Raw genomic sequence first — 24,879 nt, 5'->3', positions numbered from 1 at the left:
CGGGCCAGGAGGTCGGTGATGAAGCAGTGGATGACGATGACGGCAGGCCTCGGCCTGCTCATGGCCCTGCCCTGGGCCCAGGGTGAAGAGGCCCCGGCGTGTATCGAAGTGACCGTCGGTGGCTACAAGACCCCCGACTACAACTGCCTGAGCCGACAGATGGGCAACGACCCCCAGGCCGCGAAGGCGGCGCAACAGGCCCAGGAGGCCATGAACGTGCCGGTCAATGAACGCGCGCCGAACAGCATCGGCCTGGCCACCCCGGCGGCCACGGGGGTGCGCATGGGCAATACCTTTGGTACCTCGGTCAAACCCCAGCGGCCGCCGGTTCCGGCTAACAACTCGCCGTTGCCCAATGGAAATAAATAGAGGCAAACGACAGACCTGCTCTGTGGGAGCAAAGCTTGCTCGCGATCCAGGCGACACGGTCCGCCAGATTCACCTCATCATCGTTCATCGCGGGCAAGCCTTGCTCCCACAGTTGGCTCTCGCGGATCAACCACCCGGACTCTGGCGAAAACTCACCGCCAGTCGATTCCAGCTGTTGATGGTGCTGATCGCCAGGGTCAGGTCCACCAGTTCCTCCTCGCTGAAACAGGCCCGGGCCTGGGCATAGACGTCATCGGGCACCTGGCTTTCAGCCAACAGCGTCACCGCCTCGGTCCAGGCCAGGGCAGCGCGTTCACGGGCCGTGAAAAAGCCACTGTCACGCCATACCGCCACCGCGTAGAGCCGCCGCTCGGTCTCGCCCTGGCGGCGCGCCTCCACCGAGTGCATGTCGGTGCAGAAGGCGCAGCCATTGAGTTGCGAAGCGCGGATCTTGATCAGGTGCAACAGCCCCGGTTCGATACTCAGGCGACTGGTCAGGGCTTCCAGGCCGATCATGGCTCTCATCGCCCCAGGGGACGCAGTGTAGTAATCCAGACGCGGGCTCATGGCGGGCTCCGTGGCATTCGAGACCTTCACGGTAGGCCCCGGGACCGATCAATGACAGGTCCAATTCGCCGAAAAACCCGGGGACAAGTCCAATGGGCGGGATTTTCCCCACGCAACTTCTACGCAGTCGCACAATGCGGGTAACCTTGCGCCTTTGACGCTGGCCGCCAACAATCGCCCAGGAGCTCGCGGGTATGGAACTTCATGTTGTCATCAACGGCCGCAAGGACCTCTCGGGCCAGTTGTATCAACAATTGCGCAGCGCCATCGAGAGCGGTCGCCTGGCGGCCGGCACACAACTGCCACCCAGCCGCTTGCTCGCCGAGCAACTGGGTGTCTCGCGCAAGACCGTCTCCGACACCTACGCCCAACTGACCTACGAAAACTTCCTCACCGGCATCATCGGCAAAGGCACTTACGTCAATGCGCGACCGGCCAGGATCGTGCGCAAACAGAGCCACCGCGAGCTGGCCGGTGCCGACGTTGTCGAAGCCTGGCGCACCATGCCGGACCTGATGCGCCATCCCACCCTCGAAGGTGCATTGCGCTACGATTTCATCGGTGGCGCCACCGGCAAGGGTCAGTTTCCGCTGGACGACTGGCGGCGCTGCACCGCCCACGCGCTGCGCCAGATTGCCAGTGCCAAAGGCTTCTATAGCCAGCCCGAAGGCCTGCCGTCGCTGCGCAATGCCATTGCCCGGCACATCGCATTTTCTCGCGGGGTCAATTGCCAGGACGACGACGTGGTGGTGTGCAACGGCGCGCAACAGGCCCTGGACCTGATCTCGCGGGTGTTGACCCGTCCCGGCAGCCTGGTAGCCATGGAAGATCCGGGCTATCCGCCGGCACGGTTGCTGTTCGGCTCCCAGGGCGCCACGGTGGTCGGGGTGCCGGTGGACGAGCAAGGCCTGCGCGTGGACCTGATCCCCGATGGCACGCGACTGATTTATGTAACACCCTCCCACCAGTTTCCCTTGGGCATGCCCATGAGCCAGGCCCGCCGCGAGGCTTTGCTGGCGCGGGCCTATGAGCTGGGGGCGATCATCATCGAAGACGACTACGACAGCGAGTTCCGCTACGAAGGCCGACCCGCCGATTCGTTGCAGAGCATGGATGAACGCGGGATCGTCGCGTACGTCGGCACTTTCTCCAAGACCTTGTTGCCGGAACTGCGGCTCGGCTATGCGATCCTGCCGCCAGCGATCCTTGAAGCGGTGATCCTGGCCAAGCGCCTCACCGACCAGCACACCTCCACCCTGCCCCAGTGGGCACTGGCGAAGTTCATCGCCGAGGGGTGCCTGCTCAAGCACATTCGCCGCTGCCACACCCTGTACGCTGGCCGCCGCGAGCGAATCCTGGCACGCATGGCCGGGGACTTGTCGCCCTGGTTCGACGCCGTGCCCACCACGGCGGGCTTTCACATGGCGGTGTTGTGCAAGGTCCCGATGGACCTGGCGCTGGTGATCGAGCTGGCGAAAAAAGCCGAAGTCGGGCTCTACAGCCTCGCTGGTTTTTTCAATGAAGCGCCCGTGCGACCGGGCCTGTTCTTCGGCTTCGGCGCTATCGAAACCCTGGACATCGACATCGCCCTGGACCGCTTGCGCGACATTCTGCAGCAGGTGGCCTGAGGATTGGACTGGGCATTTATCCGCCCATTGGCTGTTTGAGCCGTGCGCCACCGGGCCTATCCTGCACGGGTGTGATTGGTGTTGAGCAAACCCCTCCGACTTGATTCAGGAGCCTGAACAATGTCTCGCCAAGTGATCAATACCGTACAGGTGCAAGCCGCCGCCGGTCGCTCGGAAGAACTGGGCCGGCAGTTGCAGCAAATCGTCGAAACCCTGCGTGCACAGCCGGGGTGCGATGCGTACATGGTCGACCGTTGCCCGGACGATGGCGACCGCTGGAACGTCAGCGCCCGCTGGCAATCGGAAGCGGCCATGCAGGCCCATTTCAACTGCCCGGAAGTGCAAGGCTTCATCAGCCTGATCGACAATCGCCTGGCCCGAAGCGTGGATTTCAATAGTTTTCCGGTTGTCTGAGACTCACAACTTCATTCCTGCCTAGCCAAGTTGTGGCGAGGGGATTTATCCCCGCTGGGCTGCGCAGCAGCCCCAAAATCTTCCTATCGGCGACGGATCTGGCGAGTGCTGCGCACTCGAACGGGGATAAATCCCCTCGCCACAAAAAGCTCGCCTGCTCACATCCATTTGTAGCCCAGCCAATTGGTCTACCCACCTTCCGAAAGATTGGACGTTTGCTCGCCCCACCTCTGGGCTTAGGGTGAATCCATCGCCGCGACAGCGCGAAATCACTCGAAACCACACAGGTCGTACCTTCATGAAAACACTTTGTCTGATCGCCGCCCTCAGCCTGCTGCCCATGACCCAGACCTACGCCCACGAAGCGGCGCCTTCGGAGAAGGTCCAGGTGTTGCAGGAGCAGATGCTGAAAAACGTTCCCGGTAAAAAAGCCATGATGCTGACCGTCGACTATGCTCCCGGCCAGGCGTCCATCGCCCACAAACATGAAGGCACGGCCATGGCCTATGTGCTCGAAGGCGCTATCACCTCCCAGGTCAAGGGCGAGTCGGCGACGACCTACAAGGCCGGGGAGTTCTGGTACGAAGCGGCGGGGTCCGAGCACCTGGTTTCGAAGAATGCCAGCGCGACCGAGCCGGCGAAATTGCTGGTATTCATGGTGATGGGTGAGGATGAGGCGGTGTTGATTCCGCTGAAAAACTAACCAGCCACACCGCTGCGCCTCTGTGGGAGCAAAGCTTGCTCGCGATAGCGGTCGGTCAGTTACATCAATACTGTTGATCCAACGCTATCGCGAGCAAGCTTTGCTCCCACAGAGTATTTTTACCTAAGGAGCAACCGCACCAATAAAAAAACCCCGCATCTCTCAATGCGGGGCTTTTTCGTTCAACGCCGGATCAGTTGGCCGTCAAAACCGCCTGACCACTCATAGCAACGTCCAGCAGTTCGCGGTTGGCGACCGCGTACATGGCGTAGTCAGTGGCGCTGGCGGCACGGATGTCCACCAGCATGGCACGCCAACGCTCGACCATGTCGTGATGCTGCTCGAGCCACAGCGCCAGGCGGGTTTCCACGTCCTGGGCGCCATCCCCCTCTTGCAGGACCGAGATGGTGATCGCCCGTTGCTGCCAGTCGACGTCATCGCGGAACGCTTCGCGGGCCAGTGCCTGCCAGTTGTTTTCCACCGGCAAGGCGCTGATCTGTTGCAGGTACCAGGTAATGTCCAGGGCGCTGCCCACGGCGAAGTAGGCCTTGGCCACATCGGCGGCGTTCTGCCCGGTCACGTCGGACGCCTCGATGATCGGCAGCAAGGTGTACAGGTGCGTGGTGCCGGCAACCATGCGCGCCAGCAACTCTGGCACGCCGGCGGCGACGTAGGCCTGGTAGCGGGTCTGCCAGCCTTCGCGGGTCGGGCCTTCCAGCAATTCGTCGAGCTTGAGGCCCAACGCCGCCAGGTGCGGACCGAAGTGCGCGACGTCACGGGCAGCATTCTGCTCGTTGCGGCGGCTGCGCAGGAACCAGCGCGTGGCGCGACGCCCCAGGCGCATCAGCTCATCCATCAGCTCCAGTTGCACATCAGCGGAAACCTGGTGGTCCAGGGCTTCGATCTGGCGGAACCAGTGCGGGAGATGGAAGATGTCGCGCACGATCACATAAGCGCCCGCCACGTTCGCCGGGCTCATGCCCGTAGACTCCTTGAGCCGCTGAACGAAGGTGATGCCCATGTGGTTGACCAGGTCGTTGGCGATCTGGGTACTGACGATCTCGCGCTTCAGGCGGTGGCGACGCATGGCTTCGGAGAACTTGCTCACCAGCGTCGGCGGGAACGCGGTCTCCATGTCACGGGTCAGGTAATCGTCGTCCGGCACCAGGGAGTTGAGCAGCGCTTCCTTGAGGTCGATCTTGCTGTAGGAGATCAGCACCGACAGTTCGGCACGGGTCAGGCCATGGCCCGCCGCGACACGTTCAGCCAGTTGCTCTTCCGTCGGCAGGAACTCGATGGCGCGGTCCAGCTTGCCCCGGGCTTCCAGGTCGTTCATCAGGCGCTTGTATTCGGCGATCCGCACGAAGGCACGGCGCGCCGCCAGGGACAGGGCCTGGGTCTGCTTGTAGTTGTTGCCCAACACCAGGCCACCGACTTCGTCGGTCATGCTCGCCAGCAACTGGTTGCGTTGCTTGTCGGTCATGTCGCCGGCCTGCACCACTTCGTTGAGCAGGATCTTGATGTTCACTTCGTGGTCGGAGCAGTCCACGCCGCCCGCGTTGTCGATGAAGTCGGTGTTGGAACCGCCGCCATTGAGGCCGAATTCGACGCGACCCAGTTGGGTCATGCCCAGGTTGCCGCCCTCGCCCACGACCTTGCAGCGCAGTTCGTTGCCGTTCACCCGCAGTGCATCGTTGGCCTTGTCGCCGACATCGGCGTGGCTTTCAGTGCTGGCCTTGACGTAGGTACCGATACCGCCGTTCCACAACAGGTCCACCGGCGCCTTGAGCAAGGCGTTGAGCAGCTCGGTCGGGGTCAGCTTGTCAGCCTGGATGTCGAAGCGTTCCTTCATCTGTGGTGAGATGGCGATGCTTTTCGCGCTGCGCGAAAAGATACCGCCGCCTTCGGACATGATGCTGGTGTCGTAGTCCGTCCAGGCCGAACGCGGCAGGTCGAACAGACGCTTACGCTCGGCGAAGCTGCTGGCCGGCTCCGGGTTCGGGTCGATGAAGATGTGCAGGTGGTTGAAGGCCGCGACCAGTTGCAGCTTGTCGGACATCAACAAGCCGTTGCCGAACACGTCGCCGGCCATGTCGCCAACGCCCACCACGGTGATGCTGTCTTCCTGGACATTGATGCCACGCTCGCGGAAGTGACGTTGCACGCCCACCCACGCGCCCTTGGCGGTGATGCCCATTTTCTTGTGGTCGTAGCCGGCCGAACCGCCGGAGGCGAACGCATCGCCCAGCCAGAAGCCGTAGTCGATGGCGATGCCGTTGGCGATGTCGGAGAAGGTCGCAGTGCCCTTGTCCGCCGCCACCACCAGGTACGGGTCATCGTCGTCATGCCGCACGACGTTGGCCGGTGGTACCAGCGCGCCGTCCTTGAGGTTGTCGGTGATATCCAACAGGCCCGAGATGAAGATGCGGTAGCAGGCGATGCCCTCGGCCGCGATCTCGTCCCGGCTGCCGCCCAGCGGCAGGCGACGTGGCAGGAAACCACCCTTGGCGCCCACCGGCACGATCACCGAGTTCTTCACTTGCTGGGCTTTTACCAGGCCCAGCACCTCGGTGCGGTAGTCCTCTTCACGGTCGGACCAGCGCAGGCCACCGCGGGCAACGTTGCCAAAGCGCAGGTGCACGCCTTCGACCCGTGGCGAATAGACGAAGATCTCGAACTTGGGCACCGGCTTGGGCAGTTCCGGGATCAGGTGCGGGTTGAACTTGAAGCTGAAGTAGGACTTGTTCTGGCCGTTGGCATCGGTCTGGTAGAAGTTGGTCCGCAGGGTGGCCTTGATCAGGTCCAGGTAGCGACGCAGGATGCGGTCTTCGTTGAGCACCTGGACGTCGTCCAGGGCCGAGAGGATCGCTTGTTCCAGGCGCAGTTGCTTGTCTTCCAGGTCGTCGCCGCTGAGTTTGCGCGCCAGGTAGAAGCGGGTCTTGAACAACCGGGTCAATTCGCGAGCGATGTCGGTGTGGTTGTTCAGGGTACTGGCGATGTAACCCAGGTCGAAGCCCAGGCGGATCTGCTTCAGGTAACGGGCGTAGGCACGCAGCAACGCCACGTCGCGCCATGGCAGGCCGGCGGTCAGCACCAGGCGGTTGAACGCATCGTTCTCGGCATCGCCACGCACGATGTGGACGAAGGCGTCCTGCAAGGTGTCGTTGAGTTGCTGGATGTCCAGGTCCAGGCCTTCGGCGGCGGTGAACGCGAAATCATGAATCCAGAACTCGCGACCATTGGTGTGGCGCAGGCGGTACGGGAACTCGCCCAGCACGCGCAGGCCGAGGTTTTCCAGGATCGGCAGCACGTCGGACAACGCCAGTGGCGTGTCGGCGTGATACAGCTTGCAGTGCAGCTCGCGCTGGCCGGATACCTGGCCCAGCGGCTGGTAGAAGCTCATCACCAGCGGATTTTTTTCGCTCAGGCTCAGCAGGTGCTGCATGTCGACCACGGCCGAGTGCGCGGCAAAACGCTCACGGTAGCCGGCCGGGAAGCCTTTCGGGAAATCCGACAGCACGTTGGTGCCCTGGGCTTCGCCGAAGCTCTCGACGACGAGGCTGGCGTAGTCGTCCTTCCAGCTGCGGCAAGCCTGCACGACTTCTTTTTCCAGCAGCAACGGGTCGATGTCGATGCGGTTCTTCGGGTCCACCCGCAGGATCAACTGCACGCGGGCCAGCACGGACTCGGAGAAGAAGGTCCAGAACTCGCAGTCCGAGGCCTTCAGGCGATCCATCAGCACTTGCTGGATCTTCTGGCGCACTTCGGTGGAATAGATGTCACGTGGCACGTAGGCCAGGCAGTAGCAGAAACGGCCATACGGGTCTTTGCGCAGGAACACGCGGATCTTGTTGCGTTCCTGGATCTGCACGATGGACATGACGGTGCTGAACAGCTCGTCCACCGGGGTCTGGAACAGGTCGTCACGGGGCAGCACTTCGACCACCTGGGCGAGTTCCTTGCCCAGGTGCGCCTTGGCCTGGAAGCCCGAACGACGCTCGATTTCCGCGACCTTGCGGCGGATGTACGGGATGACCCGCACGCTCTCGCCATACACCGAAGAGGTGTACAGGCCCATGAAGCGACATTCCTTGATGACCTTGCCGTCGGCGTCGATCTCACGGATCGACACGTAGTCCGGGTAGGCCGGACGGTGCACGCGGCTCGGGTGCGCGGCCTTGGCGAACGACAGCAGCGTCGGTTCGCGCAGGTAATTGACGGCGTAGTCTTCGATGCGCAGGTCTTCGGCAGTCAGGCCGGCGCGCAGCAATTTGGTCAGGCCCAGGAACGAATCGGGGTTGTACTCGATGTGGCCGCCGTCGGCCTCGTCGCGAACCACGAACTCTTCATAGCCCAGGAAAGTGAAGTGGTTACCCACCAGCCATTCCAGGAAGCTCTTGATCTCGCTCTTTTCCTCAGCGTCGATGGCGTAGGCGCTGCTGTCCAGGCTGTCGAGGATTTCCTGGACCTTGGCTTTCATCGGTTCGAAGTCAGCCACGGCCACGCGCACTTCGCCCAGCACTTGCTCAAGTTCCTTGCTCAGGACGTTGAGTTCGGCGGCGTTGGCGCAACGGTCGATCTCCAGGTACATCAACGACTCTTGCAGGATGCCGTCGCCCTGGGTGCCTTTTGGCAGGATTTCCAGCAACTCGCCCTTGCTGCCGCGACGCACGCTCAGCACGGTGGTTTGCAGGGTGTGGATGCTGTAGCCGCGACGGTTCAACTCGGTGCGGACCGAGTCCACCAGGAACGGCAAGTCGTGGTGCAGCACTTCCACGGCCGTGTGGGTCGACTGCCAGCCATGGCGTTCGTAATCGGGGTTGTAGACGCGCACCTGCGGTTGCGTGTGATCGAAGCGCTCAAGCAGGCGCCAGGCAGACAGGGTGCAGCCGGCAAGGTCGGACAACCGGCGCTGGGTAAGTTCATCGAGGGAAATGATGCCGAAGAATTGTTCAGCGAACAGCGCCACTTGTGGCAGTGCCTGTTCACTGATGTGCTGCGCCAGTGCCGCTTGCAGTTGGTGCTGGAAGTCGGCTTTGCTGGCTGCGGTGAAGAACGCCATCTGTGGTACTCCGCTTGGGCTTGTTATTGATTGAAGCGTCGCGTGCAACCCCACCCCTGCGGGGCTGTCGGCCATCCCGTTCCTGATTCTCGGGCAGAGGAAACAGGATGACAGGTGGGTGAAGCTGGACGGGACCTGCAGGTCACATCCTTTTCCATGTAATTTCATGTCATGGACACCTGCAAAACACACCCTGGGGTGGCCTTTGCAGGTGCACATCCGTTGCGCAGCTTAACGAGTGCGACAACCTGCCTGCTTGCAGCGCTGCGACATATTCGGTCATCGGCTAGCGGTACGCCTCGAACAACCCTAGCAGCCCGAGGGACAAACGGCACCTGGCAGCGTGAAATCGTCCGGGATCCAGGTAACCCAGCAGAAATTCTTCCAGGCTGGCAAAATCCCCTTTTTCGTACCCGCAGGGCTCATCGAGCCAGGAGCCATCACCATGCAAATGACCACCACCCTTCTGATCGCCAACCCATGCGACGACGAAGAGGACAACATGGCCATGCTCTGCTGCCATAGCGCCCAGGGCGAAATGTTCCTGATGACGCGCTACCCCGATGAAGACGAACTGGAAATCGCCCTTGACGGCGAGCCTTCGACACTTGACGGCGTGAAGGTGACGCTGAGCCCGACCCTGCTGAAGATCGAAATCGCCGCGGCGGACGCCGATGCGCTGAATGGGGATGACGTGCTGGAGATCACTCACAACACCGATGTGGCGGATTTGGCGGAGGTGGAACTGACGTTGCAGAACATCCTCAAGGGAACGGGGACCTATGTAAGCCAGCTCTGACTCCCAAGGCGACCGCTCCCTGTGGCGAGGGGATTTATCCCCTAGCCACAGGATCAGTGCGCCAGCTCTTATTCGTCTTTCTGCACGAGATTGCCATCGGCGTCATAGACCAGATACTCGTCACTGTTACTCGGATCCCTCACGTAGTAACGGGCCTCATTGCCGTTATCCGGCACCTTCATGCTGGTGTAGGATCCCAGTTCCTTGGTCACCTTGTTGTCCTGGCTGATCAAGACCAGCCCGGAACCACCACCGGCCGGGATGGCCGCGGCGTAACGGGTCTGGAACGCGCTGATCTGGTCGTAATCCAGCGGGACCTGCAATCTGCCCGCCAGGTCGATGGCACCGTAGCTACCCTCGCGTCCCACCACCGCCATGCCATTGGAAAACGGCGTCACCTCGTCATACGGCAACTTGATGGGTAGCCGCTCACCCTGGCGGTCGATAAAAGCGAATTTCCTGCTTTTAGCGTCCTGCACCAACAGCGGTTGTTGCCCGACAAACCGGCCTATCACGTTGTCACCCTGCAGGTTGATCCGTTTACCGTCCAGGTCGAAAACGTCCTGACGACTCCGGTCGGCAGAGCTGGCGTAGAGCAAACCCTCGCTGTGCTCGATGCCTGAGAACTGCGCCGGCAGGATTTCCTTGCCGTCCAGGGTATAGGCGCCGTAGAGGCCTTCCATGACATCGGTTCGTTTGCCGAGACGGGCGATGAATACGTTGCCAGTCACGGTGGGGTTGACGAATTTCATCGGCAATACGAAACGATGCCCCTTGGCATCGTAGAGCCCATAAGGTCCGTTGGTTTCCCGCTCCACCAACAGCAGGCCATTGCTCAACGCCTCGGTGATGTATTCGAACGGCAGGTCCACGAGCTTGTTGCTGCCGGCAGGAAAATAGGCGAGCTGGCTGCGCAACGCCTGCCACTCCGAATTCGGGTCGCTGGACTTCTCCGGGGAAAACAACGTGTAGGTATCGGCCATCTGGCTATCTTGCACCTGCACCCAACGGGGCTTGATCAACCACTGGCCGGCCTGGTCGATGAAGCCGTAGCGCTCGGCGTTCCGGTCCAGGGCGATGTAACGCGTTTGTGCTGCAAGGACGTTGTCGACCTGGGTGAACTCCACGGAGTTGTCTTCCATCGGATCGAGCACATGGATGACGATACGTTGCGGGGTGGCCTCGAATTGATAGTCGACCTCGGTGTTTTTCAACGGCCCCACCTGAGCGGCCAGCGCCTCGGTCAGGCGCTCCAGTTGCTGTTGTACCGCCTGGCCGGTCTTGAGCTGCTCGAGATCGTCCTTGGTCTGGAGCAGCGCGTTGTAATAACCCTGCAACGCCGCGATATCGCCATCGGAGGGAAACGCCCGGGAGTTGTTACCGTGGCTGTAGAGCGCCCTGCCCGCATCATCCAGCCCCTGAACCACGAAGGTCGACAATTTCGGTGTACTCAACCGCACGGACGCGCTGTCATCACCCAGGGCAGTGAGCTGGAAGGACTGACCGTCGTCCAGGGTCACTTTCGGGTGATCCTTGTCCAGCACCACTTTCTTGAACGCCGGATAGCTGCGGTAAGCGACCGTCAGGCCGAGACTCGCCAAGGGTTTGTTGACCGAGAGCGGGAAAGTGTCATGGGACGAGATCACGTCGTCGGACTCGACCTTGGGCGGCGCCTTGAGATCGGCGAAGGTTTTTTCGCTGCCATCGCGAAACCGCAGGCGCTGCGGCAGGTACTGCTCGGCCGCCGGCTCATCCGGCGTAGCGGCGCGTTTCCAGAGCGGATCAAGGCTGCTGGTGTCGAGCCTCACTTCGGAACCGTCGGCGAATAACCTCTGGGCAAAACGCAGGCCCTGGATCGTCGCCAGTTCAGCTTTCAGTTGCGCACTGGTGAATGGGACAAACAGCGGCTCGTATTGCAATGGCTGCTCGTCAGCAGGCTCAGTCGTCGACAGGGTCAGACTCAGTTGGGCGTCACTGATCAGTTCCAGGGACCTGAGGGTTTCACCGGTGTCCTGAATCAAGTAATTGAGGCGTTTTTCCACCTCGGGCGGTGCCAGCGTGCCGATGTCTTCCATACCCCCTTCGTTCAGTTGCTCGGCGGCGAAACCTTCATCTGCCGGCGCCCCGCTGTGGCGAAACAGGTAGTAGGACGCACAGCCCACCACCAACAAGGTCACACTCAGTATCGACAGCAATCGCAAACGAGGCTGGGTAAAGTTCATAGTGATTTCGGCAGTCAAGGCGCTGAGGAAGGCAGGCAGCTAACCACACAGCCTGGCCCGCTGCAAATCGCCTGGATGGCCCAGCCCTGATGGATCGTCGCCCCTGTTCGACTGAAGCGAACCACCGCCGGTCGTGCCTCTGACACGTCGCCCTTGACGACCGACCGCATTCTGATGTTTCCTGAAACCGGTTTCAGAGCCACTAATAAATCCAATAAGCAGGTTTCAATCCGTGAATTCTTTCTCCGCCGCCCAGCGCAGCCGCGTAACCATGCTTGACGTCGCCGAACGTGCCGGGGTTTCCAAGGCCAGTGTCTCGCGTTTCATCGGCGAGGACCGCGCCCTGCTCTCCGAGGCTATTGCCCGGCGTATCGAGCAGGCCATCAGCGAGCTGGGCTACCGCCCCAACCAGATGGCCCGCGGCCTCAAGCGTGGGCGCACACGCCTGATCGGCATGTTGGTGGCCGATATCCGCAACCCTTATTCGATTGCCGTGATGCATGGCGTGGAAACCGCCTGCCGGCGCCATGGCTACAGCCTGGTGGTGTGCAACACCGACCGCGATGACGAGCAGGAACGCCAGCACCTGGCGTTGCTGCGCGCCTACAACATCGAAGGGCTGATCGTGAACACCCTGGGGCATCACCGCGACGAACTGTTTGAACTGCGCAGCGAAATGCCTCTGGTGCTGGTGGATCGCAAGGTCGATCGGCTCGACAGCGATCTGGTCGGCCTCGACAACCCGGCCGCCATCGAGATGGCCCTCGATCACCTCGAACAACGGGGCTACCGTGATCTTTTGCTGGTGACCGAGCCGTTCGATGGCACCAGTTCGCGAATCGAGCGGGTCGAGAGTTTCAAGGCCGGTATCGAGCGACGCCCTGCCCTGACCGGCGCCGTGGTGGAAACCTGCAACCAATTGACCGCACGCATCAAGGCCTTCCTGGACCAGCCGAGCCAAGGCCCCAAGGCACTGTTCTGTGCCAATGGCATTGCCGCGCTGACCGCCACGACGATATTGCGCGACCTGGGTTGCCACTTGTTCGACGACGTAGGCCTGATCGCCCTCGATGACCTGGATTGGTACCCACTGGTGGGCAGCGGCATCACCGCCCTGGCCCAACCGACGGCCGAGATCGGCGCCAGCGCGTTCGAGTGTTTGCTCAAGCGTTTGCGCGGCGATAACGGGCCGGTGCGAACCCTGGATTTTGCGGCGCGGCTGATCGAGCGTGGGTCGACGCGGGGAAATGGTCGGTGATGAGCCCCTATCGCGAGCAGGCTCGCTCCCACACTGGATCTGCGCCACTGGAAGTCCCCTATGGGAGCGAGCCTGCTCGCGATAGCCCCCTCAGGCACAACCTTTTTTTTGGACAAAACTGAAACCGGTTTCAGAGGTATAAAAACAATGCACAACCCACCCGTCTCCATCAGCCTTTCCAGCTACGGCGCCGACATGGTACGGCAACACGGCCAAGGCAGCTTCATCGACCTGCTGGCCGCCGCCGGGGCCTCGCGCATTGAATGGCGCGAAGAATTGCTCACCACCGAACAACCCGCCGAGCTGGCCGCTCGCGCCCGTGCCCAGGGACTGCAGAGTATTTTCTCGTCGCCGCTGGAGCTGTGGCTCGCCGGCCAGTCCAGGCCCAACCCCGCCCTGGCCGTTGCCCTGCAACGCTGCGAAGCATTCGGCTCGGCGTGGCTGAAAGTCTCTCTCGGGCACTTCACCGACTCCAATGACCTGTCGGCACTGGCCCACGTACTTGCCACGAGCCCGGTGCAGTTGCTGGTGGAAAACGACCAGACCTTGCAAGGTGGGCGGATCGAACCGTTGCAACGTTTCTTCACCGCCGTAGAGCAGCAGACATTGCCCATCGGCATGACCTTCGACATCGGCAACTGGCAATGGCAGGACCAATCGGCTGCCGTGGCCGCCCGACAGCTCGGGCGGTATGTCGCTTATGTGCATTGCAAGGCCGTGGCCAGGCGCGCCGACGGCAAACTGGTCGCGGTGCCTCCAGCCATGACCGACCTGCACCTGTGGGAACAACTGCTCAAACACATGCCCGCCGGTGTAATGCGCGCCGCCGAATACCCGCTGCAAGGCGATGACTTGCTGCAATTGACCGCTGGCCATGTCGCCACCCTTGCCCACCTCGGGCAATCGCGCCGGGAGCCTGCCCATGCCTGAGTTCGATGTGTTGTCGTTCGGCGAAACCATGGCGATGCTGGTGGCCGACCAGTGCGGTGACCTGGCCAGTGTCGAGCAGTTCCACAAGCGCATCGCCGGGGCCGACAGCAACGTGGCCATCGGTCTGTCGCGACTGGGCTTCAAAGTGGCGTGGCTGAGCCGGGTCGGTGCTGACTCCCTGGGACGCTTCGTGGTGCAGACGCTGGAAAACGAAGGCCTGGATTGTCGCCACGTGACGGTCGATCCAGCCCACCCCACCGGGTTCCAGTTCAAATCCCGTAGCGACGATGGCAGCGACCCGCAAGTCGAGTATTTCCGTCGTGGTTCGGCGGCCAGTCATCTATCGATCGACGCCATCGCGCCCGCGCTGCTTGAAGCCCGCCACTTGCACGCCACCGGCATCGTTCCGGCGTTGTCGGTCACGGCCCGTGAGATGTCCTTTGAATTAATGATGCGGATGCGCGAAGCCGGCCGCAGCCTGTCCTTCGATCCCAACCTGCGGCCGAGCCTGTGGGCCAGCGAGTCGATGATGATTCGTGAAATCAATCGCCTCGCCGCCCTCGCCCACTGGGTCTTGCCGGGGCTCGGCGAAGGTCGCTTGCTGACCGGTTTCGACGACCCAGCCGACATTGCCGCGTTCTATCTTGGCCAAGGGGCCGAAATCGTCGTGATCAAGCTCGGCGCGGATGGTGCCTATTTCCGCACGCAGCTAGACCAGGGCGTTATCGCCGGCGTGCCGGTGGCCCAGGTGGTGGACACCGTGGGCGCTGGCGATGGCTTCGCGGTCGGCCTGATCAGTGCGCTGCTCGAAGGCCGCGCCATCACCCAAGCCGTGCAGCGCGCCAACTGGATTGGCAGCCGCGCGGTGCAGAGCCGCGGGGATATGGAGGGATTGCCTACTCGCATTGAGTTATCGACTGAATTTGAAACCGCCCATCGCGAGCAGGCTCGCTCCCACAGCGGTTGACGTTAACCCTGTGGGAGCAAGCCTGCTCGCGATAAAGCCACCACAAATACACCTGCTGCAACAAAAACAACAAGCTCAGGAGTCAAAGATATGCAAACGCCCAACCTCGCCACCCGCCGCTGGTGGTACATCATGCCCATTGTGTTCATCACTTACAGCCTGGCCTACCTGGACCGGGCCAATTATGGATTTGCCGCTGCCTCGGGCATGGCCAAGGACCTGATGATCACCCCGGGGCTGTCGTCGCTGCTGGGGGCCCTGTTTTTCCTCGGCTACTTTTTCTTTCAGGTACCGGGGGCGATCTACGCGCAGAAACACAGCGTGAAGAAACTGATCTTCGTCAGCCTGATCCTCTGGGGATCGCTGGCGACGCTGACGGGCGTGGTCTCCAACGCCTACTGGCTGATCGTGATCCGCTTCATGCTCGGCGTGGTCGAAGCTGCCGTGATGCCGGCGATGCTGGTGTATCTGTGCCACTGGTTCACCCGGGCCGAACGCTCGCGCGCCAACACCTTCCTGATCCTCGGCAACCCGGTGACCATGCTGTGGATGTCGGTGGTGTCGGGTTATCTGGTGCAGCAATTCGACTGGCGCTGGATGTTCATCATCGAAGGTCTGCCGGCGGTGCTCTGGGCCTTTGTCTGGTGGCGCCTGGCCGATGATCGTCCGGCCCAGGCCAAGTGGCTCAGCAACCAGGAAAAACACGACCTGGAAAGCGCCCTGGCGGCCGAACAGGTCGGCATCAAGGCCGTGAAGAACTACGCCGAAGCCTTCCGCTCGCCCAAGGTCATCATCCTCGCCTTGCAGTTTTTCTGCTGGAGCATCGGGGTCTACGGGTTTGTGCTGTGGTTGCCGTCGATCCTCAAGGCTGGCCTGCAGATGAACATGGTCGAGGCCGGATGGCTGTCGTCCTTGCCTTACCTGGCGGCGGTGATCGGCATGCTGGTGGTGTCCTGGGCGTCGGACAAGGCGCAAAAGCGCAAGCGTTTTGTCTGGCCGCCGCTGCTGATCGCCTCCATCGCGTTCTACGCCTCCTACCTGCTGGGGGCCGAGCATTTCTGGTGGTCCTACGGCTTGCTGGTGCTCGCCGGCGCTTGCATGTACGCGCCATACGGTCCGTTCTTCGCCATCGTTCCGGAGATCCTCCCGGCCAATGTCGCTGGCGGCGCCATGGCGTTGATCAACAGCATGGGCGCGCTGGGTTCGTTCGGTGGCTCGTACCTGGTGGGCTACCTCAACGGCACCACCGGCTCCCCCGGCATGTCCTTCCTGCTGATGAGCGGCGCGTTGCTGCTGTCGGTGGTGCTGACCCTCGCTCTCAAGCCCGGCGCCAGTGACCGGACCGAATCGAAAACCGCGACGCCGCAATCGGCCCCCGCCCACTCCTGAATCGAGCCCCCCATGAAAAAGCACGTGGTGTTGTACAAAGCGCTCTCGGCGCAACTGATGGACCGCCTGCAAGCGCAGGCCCAGGTCACTCTCATCGAGCGTCTCGATGGGCAAGGCCTGGCCCAACTGCGCGACGCCTTGCCTGGTGCCCACGGCCTGCTGGGAGCCAGCCTGAAGCTGGATGCGCAACTACTGGACCTGGCGCCGAACCTGCAAGCCATCGCCAGCGTCTCGGTGGGGGTCGACAACTACGACATCGACTACCTGACCGAACGCCGGATCCTGCTCACCAATACCCCGGACGTACTGACTGAAACCACTGCGGACACCGGCTTCGCCCTGATCCTGGCGACCGCCCGACGCGTGGTGGAACTGGCCAACCTGGTTCGCGCCGGGCAGTGGCAACAGAGTATCGGCCCCAAGCATTTTGGCAGCGATGTCCACGGCAAGACCCTGGGCATCATCGGCATGGGCCGTATCGGCGAAGCGTTGGCCCAGCGCGGACATTTCGGTTTCGGCATGCCGGTGATCTACCACAGTCACTCGCCCAAGCCCGCGGTCGAGCAGCGGTTCGGCGCTCGTTACTGCAACCTCGAGACGCTGTTACGCCAGGCGGACTTCATTTGCCTGACTTTGCCCTTGACCGCCGAGACCCAAGGGCTGATCGGGCCGCAAGCGTTCGCGCAGATGCGCCCCGAAAGCATCTTCATCAATATCTCCCGGGGCAAGGTGGTTGACGAAGCGGCACTGATCGACGCCCTGCGCGACGGACAGATCCGTGGCGCGGGGCTGGATGTCTTCGAGCGCGAACCCTTGAGTGCGGACTCACCGTTGTTGCAGATGGACAACGTGGTGGCAACGCCGCACATGGGCTCGGCCACCCACGAGACCCGGGAAGCGATGGCACGTTGTGCGGTGGATAATCTGCTGATGGCGTTGGCGGGAGAGCGGCCGGTGAATCTGGTGAATCCGAGAGCGTGGAAGGGCTGAGTCATTCACCGCCAACTCCTGTGGGAGCTGAGCTTGCTCGCGACAGCGGTGGGTCAGCCTGCATTGAAGTTGAACGTATCGCCGCCATCGCGAGCAAGCTCGGCTCCCACACTGGTCTCGGGTGTTCATGGAATCGGTGTTCACCACAAACTTCTGTGGGAACGAGCTTGCTCGCGATAGCGGTCTGTCTGAGACGATGCGGCTGGATGTGCCGGCCTCTTCGCGAGCAGGCTCGCTCCCACAATGGATCTGTGGTGTTCCTTGACCCCGCGTCCCCCGCCAACTCTCCTGTGGGAGCGAGCTTGCTCGCGATGGCGCAGTGTCAGGCAACATTTTCGTCCACTGACACACCGCCTTCGCGAGCAAGCCCGCTCCCACAATGAATCCAAACCAATCACAAATCCGCACACCAGACAAAATCCCGTTAGTCGCCACCCCCCGCCATGCATTAAAGTAACGCCCCCAGCCCCGGCGTTATCCGAACGCCTGGGCCACCCTTTCCAGGAACAGTCATCGATGGAACATCGTGAAGCGCTGCTGGCGCTGCGAACCTTTCTTTCAACGCAGATTCTCGGCCAGGAAAAACTCATCGAGCGCCTGCTCATCGCCCTGCTCGCCGACGGCCACATGCTGGTGGAAGGCGCGCCTGGGCTGGCCAAGACCAAAGCCATCAAAGAGCTGGCCGAGGGCATCGAAGCGCAATTCCATCGCATCCAGTTCACCCCCGACCTGCTGCCCGCCGACATCACCGGCACGGAAATCTATCGCCCGGAGACCGGCAGCTTCGTGTTCCAGCAAGGGCCGATCTTTCACAACCTGGTGCTGGCGGACGAAATCAACCGCGCCCCGGCCAAGGTCCAGTCGGCCTTGCTCGAAGCCATGGCCGAGCGCCAGGTCAGCGTCGGGCGCAGTACCTATGAACTGTCGCCACTGTTCCTGGTGATGGCCACGCAGAACCCGATCGAGCAGGAAGGTACCTACCCGCTGCCCGAAGCCCAGCTCGACCGCTTCCTGATGCACGTCAAGATCGGCTTTCCCGATGCCACGGTGGAACGCCGCATTCTCCAGCAGGCCCGGGGTGAAGCGCTGAACGGCGAGACCAAGCCCGAACGCCGCGTGAGCCAGCAGGCGATTTTCTCGGCGCGCAAGGAAATCCTCGGTTTGTACATGGCCGACGCCGTGGAGGAGTACCTGGTGCAACTGATCATGGCCACCCGCAATCCGGCCAAGTTCGATCCGGAAATGGCCGAGTGGATCGCCTACGGCGCCAGCCCGCGGGGCTCCATTGCCCTGGACCGCTGCGCCCGTGCCCATGCCTGGCTGGCCGGACGCGACTTTGTCAGCCCGGAAGATATCCAGGCCGTGCTGTTCGACGTGCTGCGCCATCGCATCATCCTGTCGTTCGAAGCCGAAGCCGCCGGCATCGACCAGGACCGGGTCGTGCAGCGGATTCTCGACGTCGTCGCTGTCGCTTGAGCATGAGTCATGAATAACCCACTGACGCCCGCACCGGGCATCCGCGTCAGCCTTTCGGAGCTGATCGAGATGCGCCATCGCGTGCGCGAGGTGCAGTTGTTCTCGACACCAGGCCAGCGCAGCCCGTTGATCGGCCTGCATCACTCCAAGCTGCGCGGACGCGGGGTGGACTTCGACCAGGTACGGGTCTACCAGGCCGGCGACGATGTGCGCACCATTGACTGGCGTGTCACCGCCCGGACCCAGGAGCCGCATACCAAACTGTTCCACGAAGAACGCGAGCGACCGATCTTCATCATGATCGAGCAAAGCCACCGGCTGTTCTTCGGCTCGGGGCTGATGTTCAAATCGGTGCTCGCCGCCCAGGCCGCCAGCCTGATCGGCTGGGCCGCGCTGGGACACAATGACCGGGTCGGCGGCCTGGTGTTCGGCAATAACACCCATTACGAGGTCAAACCGCGGCGCAGCAAACAGAGCCTGTTGCAATTGCTCAACCGGCTGGTGCGGGTCAATCAATCACTGCACACCGAGGGCGAGCCGGACCGCGACTCGTTCGGCATCGCCCTGCGCCGGGCCCGGGAAGTGCTGCGGCCCGGCAGCCTGGTGATCGTGATTTGCGACGAGCGTGCGTTGTCCGACAGCGCCGAGCAGCAACTGAGCCTGCTGTCTCGCCATTGCGACCTGCTGCTGTTGCCGTTGTCGGACCCACTGGACCATGCCCTGCCCGCCGCCGGCCTGTTGCGTTTCGCCCAACGTGGTTCACAGTTGGAGCTCGACACCCTGAATTTCGAACTGCGCCAGGCCTATCGCGCCCAGGCCGAGGCGCGCCAGGAGCGCTGGGAACTGCTGACGCAGAAACTGCGGATCCTGATGATGCCCTTGAGTACCCAGGGCGACATGGTCGAACAACTGCGTGAATACCTGAACCCCAAGCGGGCCGGGAAAAGCCGATGAGCAATCTGGATCAATTGCAGCCGCTGATGGCACCGCCCCCCATTGGTTTCTGGCCGCCCGCGCCAGGCTGGTGGTTGCTGCTGGTGGTATTGCCGTTGCTGGGTCTGGGGCTGTGGCAATTGCGCCGGTTCATTCCGACCCAGCGCACCACCGTCCGTAGCGAACAACCCCTGGACCCGGTGCGCCTGGCCGCCCTGGCCGAACTCGCCCGGCTGCCCAAGCCCTACGACGGCGCACCGGCCGGTGCCTGGCTGCAACAGCTCAACGGACTGCTCAAGCGCCTGTGTCGCAACCATTATCCCTACAGCCAGAGCCACACCCTCAACGGGCGTAAATGGCTGGCCTTCCTGGATAACCGTTGCCCGGCCGCCGGCCTGACGCGCTGGATGGTACTGGTGGAAGGCGCCTACAAGCCCGAATGCAAGCTCGACGACAAAGCCATCGCCGGCCTGACCCAGGCAGTCGAAATCTGGATCCGCAAACATGTTTGAGTTCGCCTGGCCGTGGGTGTTCGCCCTGTTGCCGCTGCCCTGGCTGATGCGCCTGGTGCTGCCGGCGGCCGACAGTGGCGAGCCGGCGCTCAAGGTCAGCTTCCTTGGGGACCTGGAAGGCCTGGTGGGCCGTCGAGCCCGGGCCAATCTGCCGACCTGGCGGCAACAGGCGCCCTTTATCCTGCTTTGGCTGCTGTTGCTGATCGCCGCGGCACGACCGCAGTGGCTGGGGGAGCCGTTGCCCATTGCCGCCAGCGGCCGTGATCTGTTGGTGGCGGTGGATGTCTCGGGCTCCATGGACTTTCCCGACATGCAGTGGAAAGACGAAGAAGTCAGTCGCCTCGCGCTGGTCCAGCATATGCTCGGGGACTTTCTCGAAGGGCGCGAAGGTGACCGGGTCGGCCTGATCCTGTTCGGCAGCCAGGCCTACTTGCAGGCACCGCTGACTTTCGACCGGCGCACCGTGCGCCATTGGCTCGATGAGGCGCGCATCGGCATTGCCGGCAAGAATACCGCCATCGGCGACGCCATTGGCCTGGCCCTCAAGCGCCTGCGCCAGCGGCCGGCCCACAGTCGCGTACTGATCCTGGTTACCGACGGTGCCAACAACGGCGGCGAAATCGATCCGCTGACCGCCGCGCGCCTGGCCGCCGATGAAGGCGTGAAAATCTACCCGATCGGCATCGGTGCCGACCCGGAACAAAGCGGCACGGCAGGCTTTCTCGGTGTCAATCCGAGCCTGGACCTCGACGAAGCGACCCTCAAGGATATCGCCCAGGCCACCGGCGGCCGCTATTTTCGGGCCCAGGACGGTGAGCAATTGCTGGCGATCAAGACCACCCTCGACCAGCTCGAACCGGTGACCCAGCAACCGACCCAGGCCCGCCCTGCCCTGGCGCTGTATCACTGGCCCCTGGCCGTGGCCCTGCTGCTGAGCATGTTGCTGGTGGCCCGGGCGCGCTGGCCGGACAATCCGTTGCAGCGCCTGTTCAACCAGCCGCTGTTCCAGCCGGCCCAACACACCGAGTGGCGCCAGCGGCTCAAGCGCCTGCGCTTGCGGAGGCGTCGATGATCGCCCTCTGGCCACACTGGCTGCGCCCCTGGTTCGTGTTGCTGCTGCCGTTGCTGGGCTGGTTGCTCTGGCAACTGTGGCATCGACAGAAACGGGTGGGCCGCTGGCAGATGATCCTGCCGCCTGCCTTCCATGCCGTGCTGCTCAGCGGTGGCAGCGGCCGTGAAAGCCGGTTGCCATGGATTGCCCTGGGCCTGGGTTGGCTGTTGATCGTGCTGGCGTTGCTGGGGCCGAGCTGGGCGCGGGTCGAACAGACCAGCCAGAAACCCGCCGACCCGCTGGTGGTGGTACTGGAACTGACCCCGGAAATGCTCGCCACCGATGTCCCGCCCACGCGCCTGGAACAAGCCCGGCGCAAGGTCCTGGACCTGCTGCACAACCGCAGCGATGCCCAGACCGCGATCATCGTCTATGCCGGCAGCGCCCACACGCTGGTGCCGCTGTCCGACGACCTGTCCACCAGCGCCAACCTGCTCGAAGCCCTCGCCCCGTCGATCATGCCCCAAGGCGGTCATCGTGCCGACCTGGCGGTCCACAAGGCCATGGCCCTGCTGGATCAGGGTGAGCTCGGCCACGGCCGGATCCTGCTGATCGGTTCGTCGCTGAACGAGCAGGAACGTGCAGGCATTCGCCAGGTACTGGATGGTTCCGCCACCCAATGGCTGATGCTGGGTATCGGTACCCGGGAAGGCGCACCAGTGGCCCAGGAAGATGGCAGTTACCTCAAGGATGCCCAGGGTGCGATCCTGGTGCCACGGTTGGACAGCCCGGCCCTCAAGGCCTTCGCCAACGAGTTGGACGGCCGCTACCGGCCGGCGCGGCTGGACGATAGCGACCTGCGTGGCCTGGGCCTGCTGGACGGTCCTCGCCACCTGCGCAGCGATGGGCAAACGTTGCGCCTGGACACCTGGGCCGACCAGGGCTATTGGCTGCTCCTGCCCCTGTTGCTGCTGGCCGCCTGCGCCGGGCGGCGAGGCTGGCTGTTCTGCCTGCCGTTGCTGTTCGTGTTGCCGCAGACTGGCCACGCCTTCGAATTCCAGGACCTGTGGTTGCGCGCCGACCAACAGGGCCAGCACTTACTCAAGCAAAAACGCCCCGCCGAGGCCGCCGCGCATTTCGAGGACAGCCAGTGGCAAGGTGTTGCCCTGTACGAAGCCGGCCAATACAGCGAAGCCGCCCGGCGCTTCGCCGAAGGCAACGACGCCCGCGCGCACTACAATCGTGGCAACGCCCTGGCCCGCAGCGGTGAACTGGAAGCAGCGCTGGATGCCTATGAGCAAGCCCTGGAGTTGCAGCCCGACCTGCGCCCTGCCCAGACCAACAGGGCCCTGGTGCAGAGCCTGTTGAACGAGCAGGCACCGCCGGCGCCAGAACCCAAGCCCAACGAAAGCAAGGAACCGGGCCCCGCCGAGCAAGCGCCGGATGCCGATTCACCCAGCCAGTCTTCCGAACCGGGGCAGCCCTCCTCCGAGGCAACCGCGACGCCGGACGAATCCCAGCCCCCGCGAACGGCACAACCGCCCACCGCCCAGGATGTACCGGGCAGCGAGCTACCGGACGAGCAGACCACCACCCCGCCGCTGCGCCCCGCCGCCGGCCAGCGCAATGAAGAAGAACAACGCCAGGCCCTGGAACAATGGCTGCGCCAGATCCCGGACAATCCTGGCGAGCTGCTCAGGCGTAAATTCTGGTATGAACAGCAAAGCCATCAGGCCCAGGGAAAAACCCCATGACCCGCTTCACCGCCTACCTACTCATCTTGCTGCTCTGGGCCTCTGGAACCCAGGCTGCACAGCTGACTGCCAGTGTCGATCGCAGCCGCCTGAACTCCGGGGAAACGGTGGAACTGACCCTGGAATCCAACGATGCCACGTTGTTCGGCAAACCCGACCTCGGCCCGCTCCAGGCCCTGTTCGACGTGCGCGGCACCCGCCAGGTCAACCAGTTGACGACCCTCGACGGTGAGAACCGCGCCACCACCCGCTGGATCATTACCCTGCTGCCACGCCAGAGCGGCACCGTGATCATTCCCCCGCTGCAACTGGGCGAGGTGACCAGCCAGCCGATCACCTTGCAAGTGATCGAAAGCGAAACCCGCAACGCATCGGGGACCCTGGCGCCGGTGTTCATCGAGGCCAGTCTCGACCAGACCCACGTGTACGTGCAGGCCCAGGCGATCCTGACCCTGCGCATCTACCATTCGGTGTCGCTGTACGACGACAGCAGCCTGACGCCGTTGCACATCCCCGATGCTCGCACCGAACAACTGGGCGAATCGCGCACTTATGAAAAGGTCATCAACGATGTGCGCCACGGCGTGATCGAACTGCGCTACGGCATCTATCCGCAGCGCAGCGGTGAACTGACGATTCCGGCCCAGACCTTCAGCGCCACCCTGGTCGAGCCGGTGGCCCAGGACGCGGTGCCTTCGGGGCCGAAACCCGGCCAACTGATGCGCGTCAGTTCCGAGCAACTGCGGCTGACCGTCAACCCCAAGCCCGCCAGCTACCCAGCCGATGTGCCCTGGCTGCCAGCACGCAGTCTGTCCTTGAGCGAGAGCTGGAGCCCCGAACCGACTCACAGCCAGGTCGGCGATTCCCTGACCCGCAGCCTGACCCTGGAAGCCGAAGGCCTGGCCAGTGCCCAGTTGCCGCCCCTCCCGGCCACCGAGATCAATGGCTTGCGGCGCTATCCGGACCAGCCGGTACTCAGCAGCCGCAGCAGTGAACGCGGGCTGGTGGGCAGCCGCGAAGACCGCGAGGCGCTGGTGCCCAACCGCAGCGGCACCATCGAATTGCCACCGGTGGAAGTGGTCTGGTGGAACACCCTGGAAGACCACCTGGACCGCACCAGCCTGCCGGCGCGGACCCTGCAAGTGGCGAATAACCCAAGCCTGATGGTGGATACGCCGGCGGGTACGGCGCAGATCGTGACGACGGTCGACAGCGAGACCCTGTGGTATTGGCAACTGAGCACTTTCATCCTGGCTTGCACGACACTGCTCGGCTTTGGCTTGTGGTGGCGCGCCCGTTGGCAACCGGCCATCCTGCGCTCGACCCAGGCCGGGCCGAGCCCGCGCACTCTGCTGGACGACCTCAAGCGCGCCTGCCTGGCCAACGATCCACACGCCACCCGCCAGGCCCTGGACGCCTGGGCCCGGCAGCAACCGGAAACCCTGGCCGACATGGCCGCGCGGTTCGTGCCGTTGTCCGACGCCCTCGACGGCCTCAACGGCGCGCTCTACAGCGAAACCGGCCAGCATTGGCAAGGCGAAGACCTGTGGCGGGCCATTCGCACCATCCCGCCCACCGAAGGGGCGCTGGATTCGGCCGGTGATTCGGGATTGCCGCCGCTTTATCCTAAATAAACCGCTCCTTTTTGTAGCTTTCGAGCTTTTGAGCTTTTGAGCTTTTGTGGCGAGGGAGCTTGCTCCCGCTCGATTGCGCAGCAATCGCAAAACAAGGGCCGCTGCGCAGCCCAGCGGGAGCAAGCTCCCTCGCCACAGGATTGCGCTGCAGCAGATACCTCGAAGTTGAACAAGTCCTCCCCCCAGTTTCCCAGTAAACTCTGCTTCTTTTAGCCGCCCTT

At 63.0% G+C, this 24,879-nt stretch carries 19 protein-coding genes; 16 read left to right on the top strand and 3 right to left on the bottom strand.

Features of this window, described 5'->3' with window-relative positions; all coding sequences use genetic code 11:
- The first annotated feature begins 18 nt into the window (after positions 1-18).
- On the top strand, positions 19-369 hold the full coding sequence (locus tag PSH86_RS13730; RefSeq protein ID WP_109756085.1) for a hypothetical protein: 351 nt from the start codon (positions 19-21) through the stop codon (positions 367-369).
- Positions 370-495: 126 nt separating this feature from the next.
- Here the strand turns inward: PSH86_RS13730 and PSH86_RS13725 are convergent, their stop codons facing one another.
- The gene (locus tag PSH86_RS13725; protein ID WP_109756084.1) at positions 496-936 is read right to left on the bottom strand and encodes a carboxymuconolactone decarboxylase family protein; all 441 of its coding nucleotides are present in this window, start codon (positions 934-936) and stop codon (positions 496-498) included.
- Positions 937-1,130: 194 nt separating this feature from the next.
- Between PSH86_RS13725 and PSH86_RS13720 the strand changes: the two genes are divergently transcribed.
- From PSH86_RS13720 to PSH86_RS13710, 3 genes are all read left to right on the top strand, one after another.
- Positions 1,131-2,564 (top strand): PLP-dependent aminotransferase family protein, encoded by a 1,434-nt coding sequence (locus tag PSH86_RS13720; protein WP_116832207.1) that lies wholly within the window; start codon positions 1,131-1,133, stop codon positions 2,562-2,564.
- A 120-nt stretch (positions 2,565-2,684) separates the two neighbouring features.
- A complete protein-coding gene (locus tag PSH86_RS13715) occupies positions 2,685-2,978 on the top strand; it encodes a putative quinol monooxygenase (RefSeq protein ID WP_092198295.1) in 294 nt (97 codons plus the stop codon).
- Positions 2,979-3,276: 298 nt separating this feature from the next.
- A complete protein-coding gene (locus PSH86_RS13710; RefSeq protein WP_305490252.1) occupies positions 3,277-3,681 on the top strand; it encodes a cupin domain-containing protein in 405 nt (134 codons plus the stop codon).
- 193 nt (positions 3,682-3,874) lie between these two features.
- On the opposite strand, the gene PSH86_RS13705 is transcribed toward PSH86_RS13710, so the two are convergent.
- Positions 3,875-8,743 carry an NAD-glutamate dehydrogenase gene (locus tag PSH86_RS13705; protein ID WP_109756081.1) on the bottom strand — a complete coding sequence of 1,623 codons (4,869 nt, stop codon included), beginning with the start codon at positions 8,741-8,743 and terminating at the stop codon, positions 3,875-3,877.
- A gap of 445 nt (positions 8,744-9,188) precedes the next feature.
- On the opposite strand from PSH86_RS13705, the gene PSH86_RS13700 reads away from it, so the two are divergent.
- Positions 9,189-9,542, top strand: a complete 354-nt coding sequence (locus PSH86_RS13700) for a hypothetical protein (RefSeq protein ID WP_109756080.1) — start codon at positions 9,189-9,191, stop codon at positions 9,540-9,542.
- A 68-nt stretch (positions 9,543-9,610) separates the two neighbouring features.
- Here the strand turns inward: PSH86_RS13700 and PSH86_RS13695 are convergent, their stop codons facing one another.
- Positions 9,611-11,764, bottom strand: coding sequence for a WG repeat-containing protein (locus PSH86_RS13695; protein WP_305490251.1), 2,154 nt, complete (start codon positions 11,762-11,764; stop codon positions 9,611-9,613).
- A gap of 232 nt (positions 11,765-11,996) precedes the next feature.
- Between PSH86_RS13695 and PSH86_RS13690 the strand changes: the two genes are divergently transcribed.
- The 11 genes from PSH86_RS13690 (at position 11,997) to PSH86_RS13640 (ending at position 24,658) form a co-directional block, all read left to right on the top strand.
- Complete coding sequence (locus tag PSH86_RS13690) at positions 11,997-13,022, top strand: LacI family DNA-binding transcriptional regulator (RefSeq protein WP_109756078.1); 1,026 nt, start codon at positions 11,997-11,999, stop codon at positions 13,020-13,022.
- A gap of 147 nt (positions 13,023-13,169) precedes the next feature.
- Positions 13,170-13,952: a sugar phosphate isomerase/epimerase gene (locus PSH86_RS13685; protein WP_305490250.1), complete on the top strand. Its 783-nt coding sequence runs from the start codon at positions 13,170-13,172 to the stop codon at positions 13,950-13,952.
- Positions 13,945-14,919: a sugar kinase gene (locus PSH86_RS13680; protein WP_116832201.1), complete on the top strand. Its 975-nt coding sequence runs from the start codon at positions 13,945-13,947 to the stop codon at positions 14,917-14,919. Before PSH86_RS13685 ends, PSH86_RS13680 begins: the two co-directional genes overlap by 8 nt.
- Positions 14,920-15,009: 90 nt before the next feature.
- Positions 15,010-16,308, top strand: coding sequence for an MFS transporter (locus PSH86_RS13675; protein WP_305490249.1), 1,299 nt, complete (start codon positions 15,010-15,012; stop codon positions 16,306-16,308).
- Between the two features lie 12 nt (positions 16,309-16,320).
- The gene (locus PSH86_RS13670) at positions 16,321-17,298 is read left to right on the top strand and encodes a D-glycerate dehydrogenase (RefSeq protein WP_305490248.1); all 978 of its coding nucleotides are present in this window, start codon (positions 16,321-16,323) and stop codon (positions 17,296-17,298) included.
- 516 nt (positions 17,299-17,814) lie between these two features.
- Positions 17,815-18,774 carry a MoxR family ATPase gene (locus tag PSH86_RS13665; RefSeq protein ID WP_109756072.1) on the top strand — a complete coding sequence of 320 codons (960 nt, stop codon included), beginning with the start codon at positions 17,815-17,817 and terminating at the stop codon, positions 18,772-18,774.
- A gap of 9 nt (positions 18,775-18,783) precedes the next feature.
- On the top strand, positions 18,784-19,728 hold the full coding sequence (locus PSH86_RS13660; RefSeq protein ID WP_109756071.1) for a DUF58 domain-containing protein: 945 nt from the start codon (positions 18,784-18,786) through the stop codon (positions 19,726-19,728).
- Positions 19,725-20,219: a DUF4381 domain-containing protein gene (locus PSH86_RS13655; protein WP_109756070.1), complete on the top strand. Its 495-nt coding sequence runs from the start codon at positions 19,725-19,727 to the stop codon at positions 20,217-20,219. Before PSH86_RS13660 ends, PSH86_RS13655 begins: the two co-directional genes overlap by 4 nt.
- Positions 20,212-21,291: a VWA domain-containing protein gene (locus PSH86_RS13650; RefSeq protein WP_109756069.1), complete on the top strand. Its 1,080-nt coding sequence runs from the start codon at positions 20,212-20,214 to the stop codon at positions 21,289-21,291. Before PSH86_RS13655 ends, PSH86_RS13650 begins: the two co-directional genes overlap by 8 nt.
- Positions 21,288-23,024: a tetratricopeptide repeat protein gene (locus PSH86_RS13645; RefSeq protein ID WP_305490247.1), complete on the top strand. Its 1,737-nt coding sequence runs from the start codon at positions 21,288-21,290 to the stop codon at positions 23,022-23,024. The genes PSH86_RS13650 and PSH86_RS13645 overlap by 4 nt, the downstream gene beginning before the upstream one ends.
- Positions 23,021-24,658, top strand: coding sequence for a BatD family protein (locus tag PSH86_RS13640; protein ID WP_163853977.1), 1,638 nt, complete (start codon positions 23,021-23,023; stop codon positions 24,656-24,658). Before PSH86_RS13645 ends, PSH86_RS13640 begins: the two co-directional genes overlap by 4 nt.
- Positions 24,659-24,879 lie beyond the last annotated feature (221 nt).

Source organism: Pseudomonas sp. FP2300, assembly GCF_030687595.1.
In the GTDB taxonomy this organism is placed as follows: domain Bacteria; phylum Pseudomonadota; class Gammaproteobacteria; order Pseudomonadales; family Pseudomonadaceae; genus Aquipseudomonas; species Aquipseudomonas bijieensis.
Note: the sequence above shows the minus strand (reverse complement) of the source record. Positions and strands in the feature narration are given on the sequence as shown.

Coding starts and splice junctions, on each gene's coding strand:
- PSH86_RS13730 (WP_109756085.1), top strand. CDS start 19: ATGAAGCAGTGGATGACGATGACGGCAGGCCTCGGCCTGCTCATGGCC.
- PSH86_RS13725 (WP_109756084.1), bottom strand. CDS start 936: ATGAGCCCGCGTCTGGATTACTACACTGCGTCCCCTGGGGCGATGAGA.
- PSH86_RS13720 (WP_116832207.1), top strand. CDS start 1,131: ATGGAACTTCATGTTGTCATCAACGGCCGCAAGGACCTCTCGGGCCAG.
- PSH86_RS13715 (WP_092198295.1), top strand. CDS start 2,685: ATGTCTCGCCAAGTGATCAATACCGTACAGGTGCAAGCCGCCGCCGGT.
- PSH86_RS13710 (WP_305490252.1), top strand. CDS start 3,277: ATGAAAACACTTTGTCTGATCGCCGCCCTCAGCCTGCTGCCCATGACC.
- PSH86_RS13705 (WP_109756081.1), bottom strand. CDS start 8,743: ATGGCGTTCTTCACCGCAGCCAGCAAAGCCGACTTCCAGCACCAACTG.
- PSH86_RS13700 (WP_109756080.1), top strand. CDS start 9,189: ATGCAAATGACCACCACCCTTCTGATCGCCAACCCATGCGACGACGAA.
- PSH86_RS13695 (WP_305490251.1), bottom strand. CDS start 11,764: ATGAACTTTACCCAGCCTCGTTTGCGATTGCTGTCGATACTGAGTGTG.
- PSH86_RS13685 (WP_305490250.1), top strand. CDS start 13,170: ATGCACAACCCACCCGTCTCCATCAGCCTTTCCAGCTACGGCGCCGAC.
- PSH86_RS13680 (WP_116832201.1), top strand. CDS start 13,945: ATGCCTGAGTTCGATGTGTTGTCGTTCGGCGAAACCATGGCGATGCTG.
- PSH86_RS13675 (WP_305490249.1), top strand. CDS start 15,010: ATGCAAACGCCCAACCTCGCCACCCGCCGCTGGTGGTACATCATGCCC.
- PSH86_RS13670 (WP_305490248.1), top strand. CDS start 16,321: ATGAAAAAGCACGTGGTGTTGTACAAAGCGCTCTCGGCGCAACTGATG.
- PSH86_RS13665 (WP_109756072.1), top strand. CDS start 17,815: ATGGAACATCGTGAAGCGCTGCTGGCGCTGCGAACCTTTCTTTCAACG.
- PSH86_RS13660 (WP_109756071.1), top strand. CDS start 18,784: ATGAATAACCCACTGACGCCCGCACCGGGCATCCGCGTCAGCCTTTCG.
- PSH86_RS13655 (WP_109756070.1), top strand. CDS start 19,725: ATGAGCAATCTGGATCAATTGCAGCCGCTGATGGCACCGCCCCCCATT.
- PSH86_RS13650 (WP_109756069.1), top strand. CDS start 20,212: ATGTTTGAGTTCGCCTGGCCGTGGGTGTTCGCCCTGTTGCCGCTGCCC.
- PSH86_RS13645 (WP_305490247.1), top strand. CDS start 21,288: ATGATCGCCCTCTGGCCACACTGGCTGCGCCCCTGGTTCGTGTTGCTG.
- PSH86_RS13640 (WP_163853977.1), top strand. CDS start 23,021: ATGACCCGCTTCACCGCCTACCTACTCATCTTGCTGCTCTGGGCCTCT.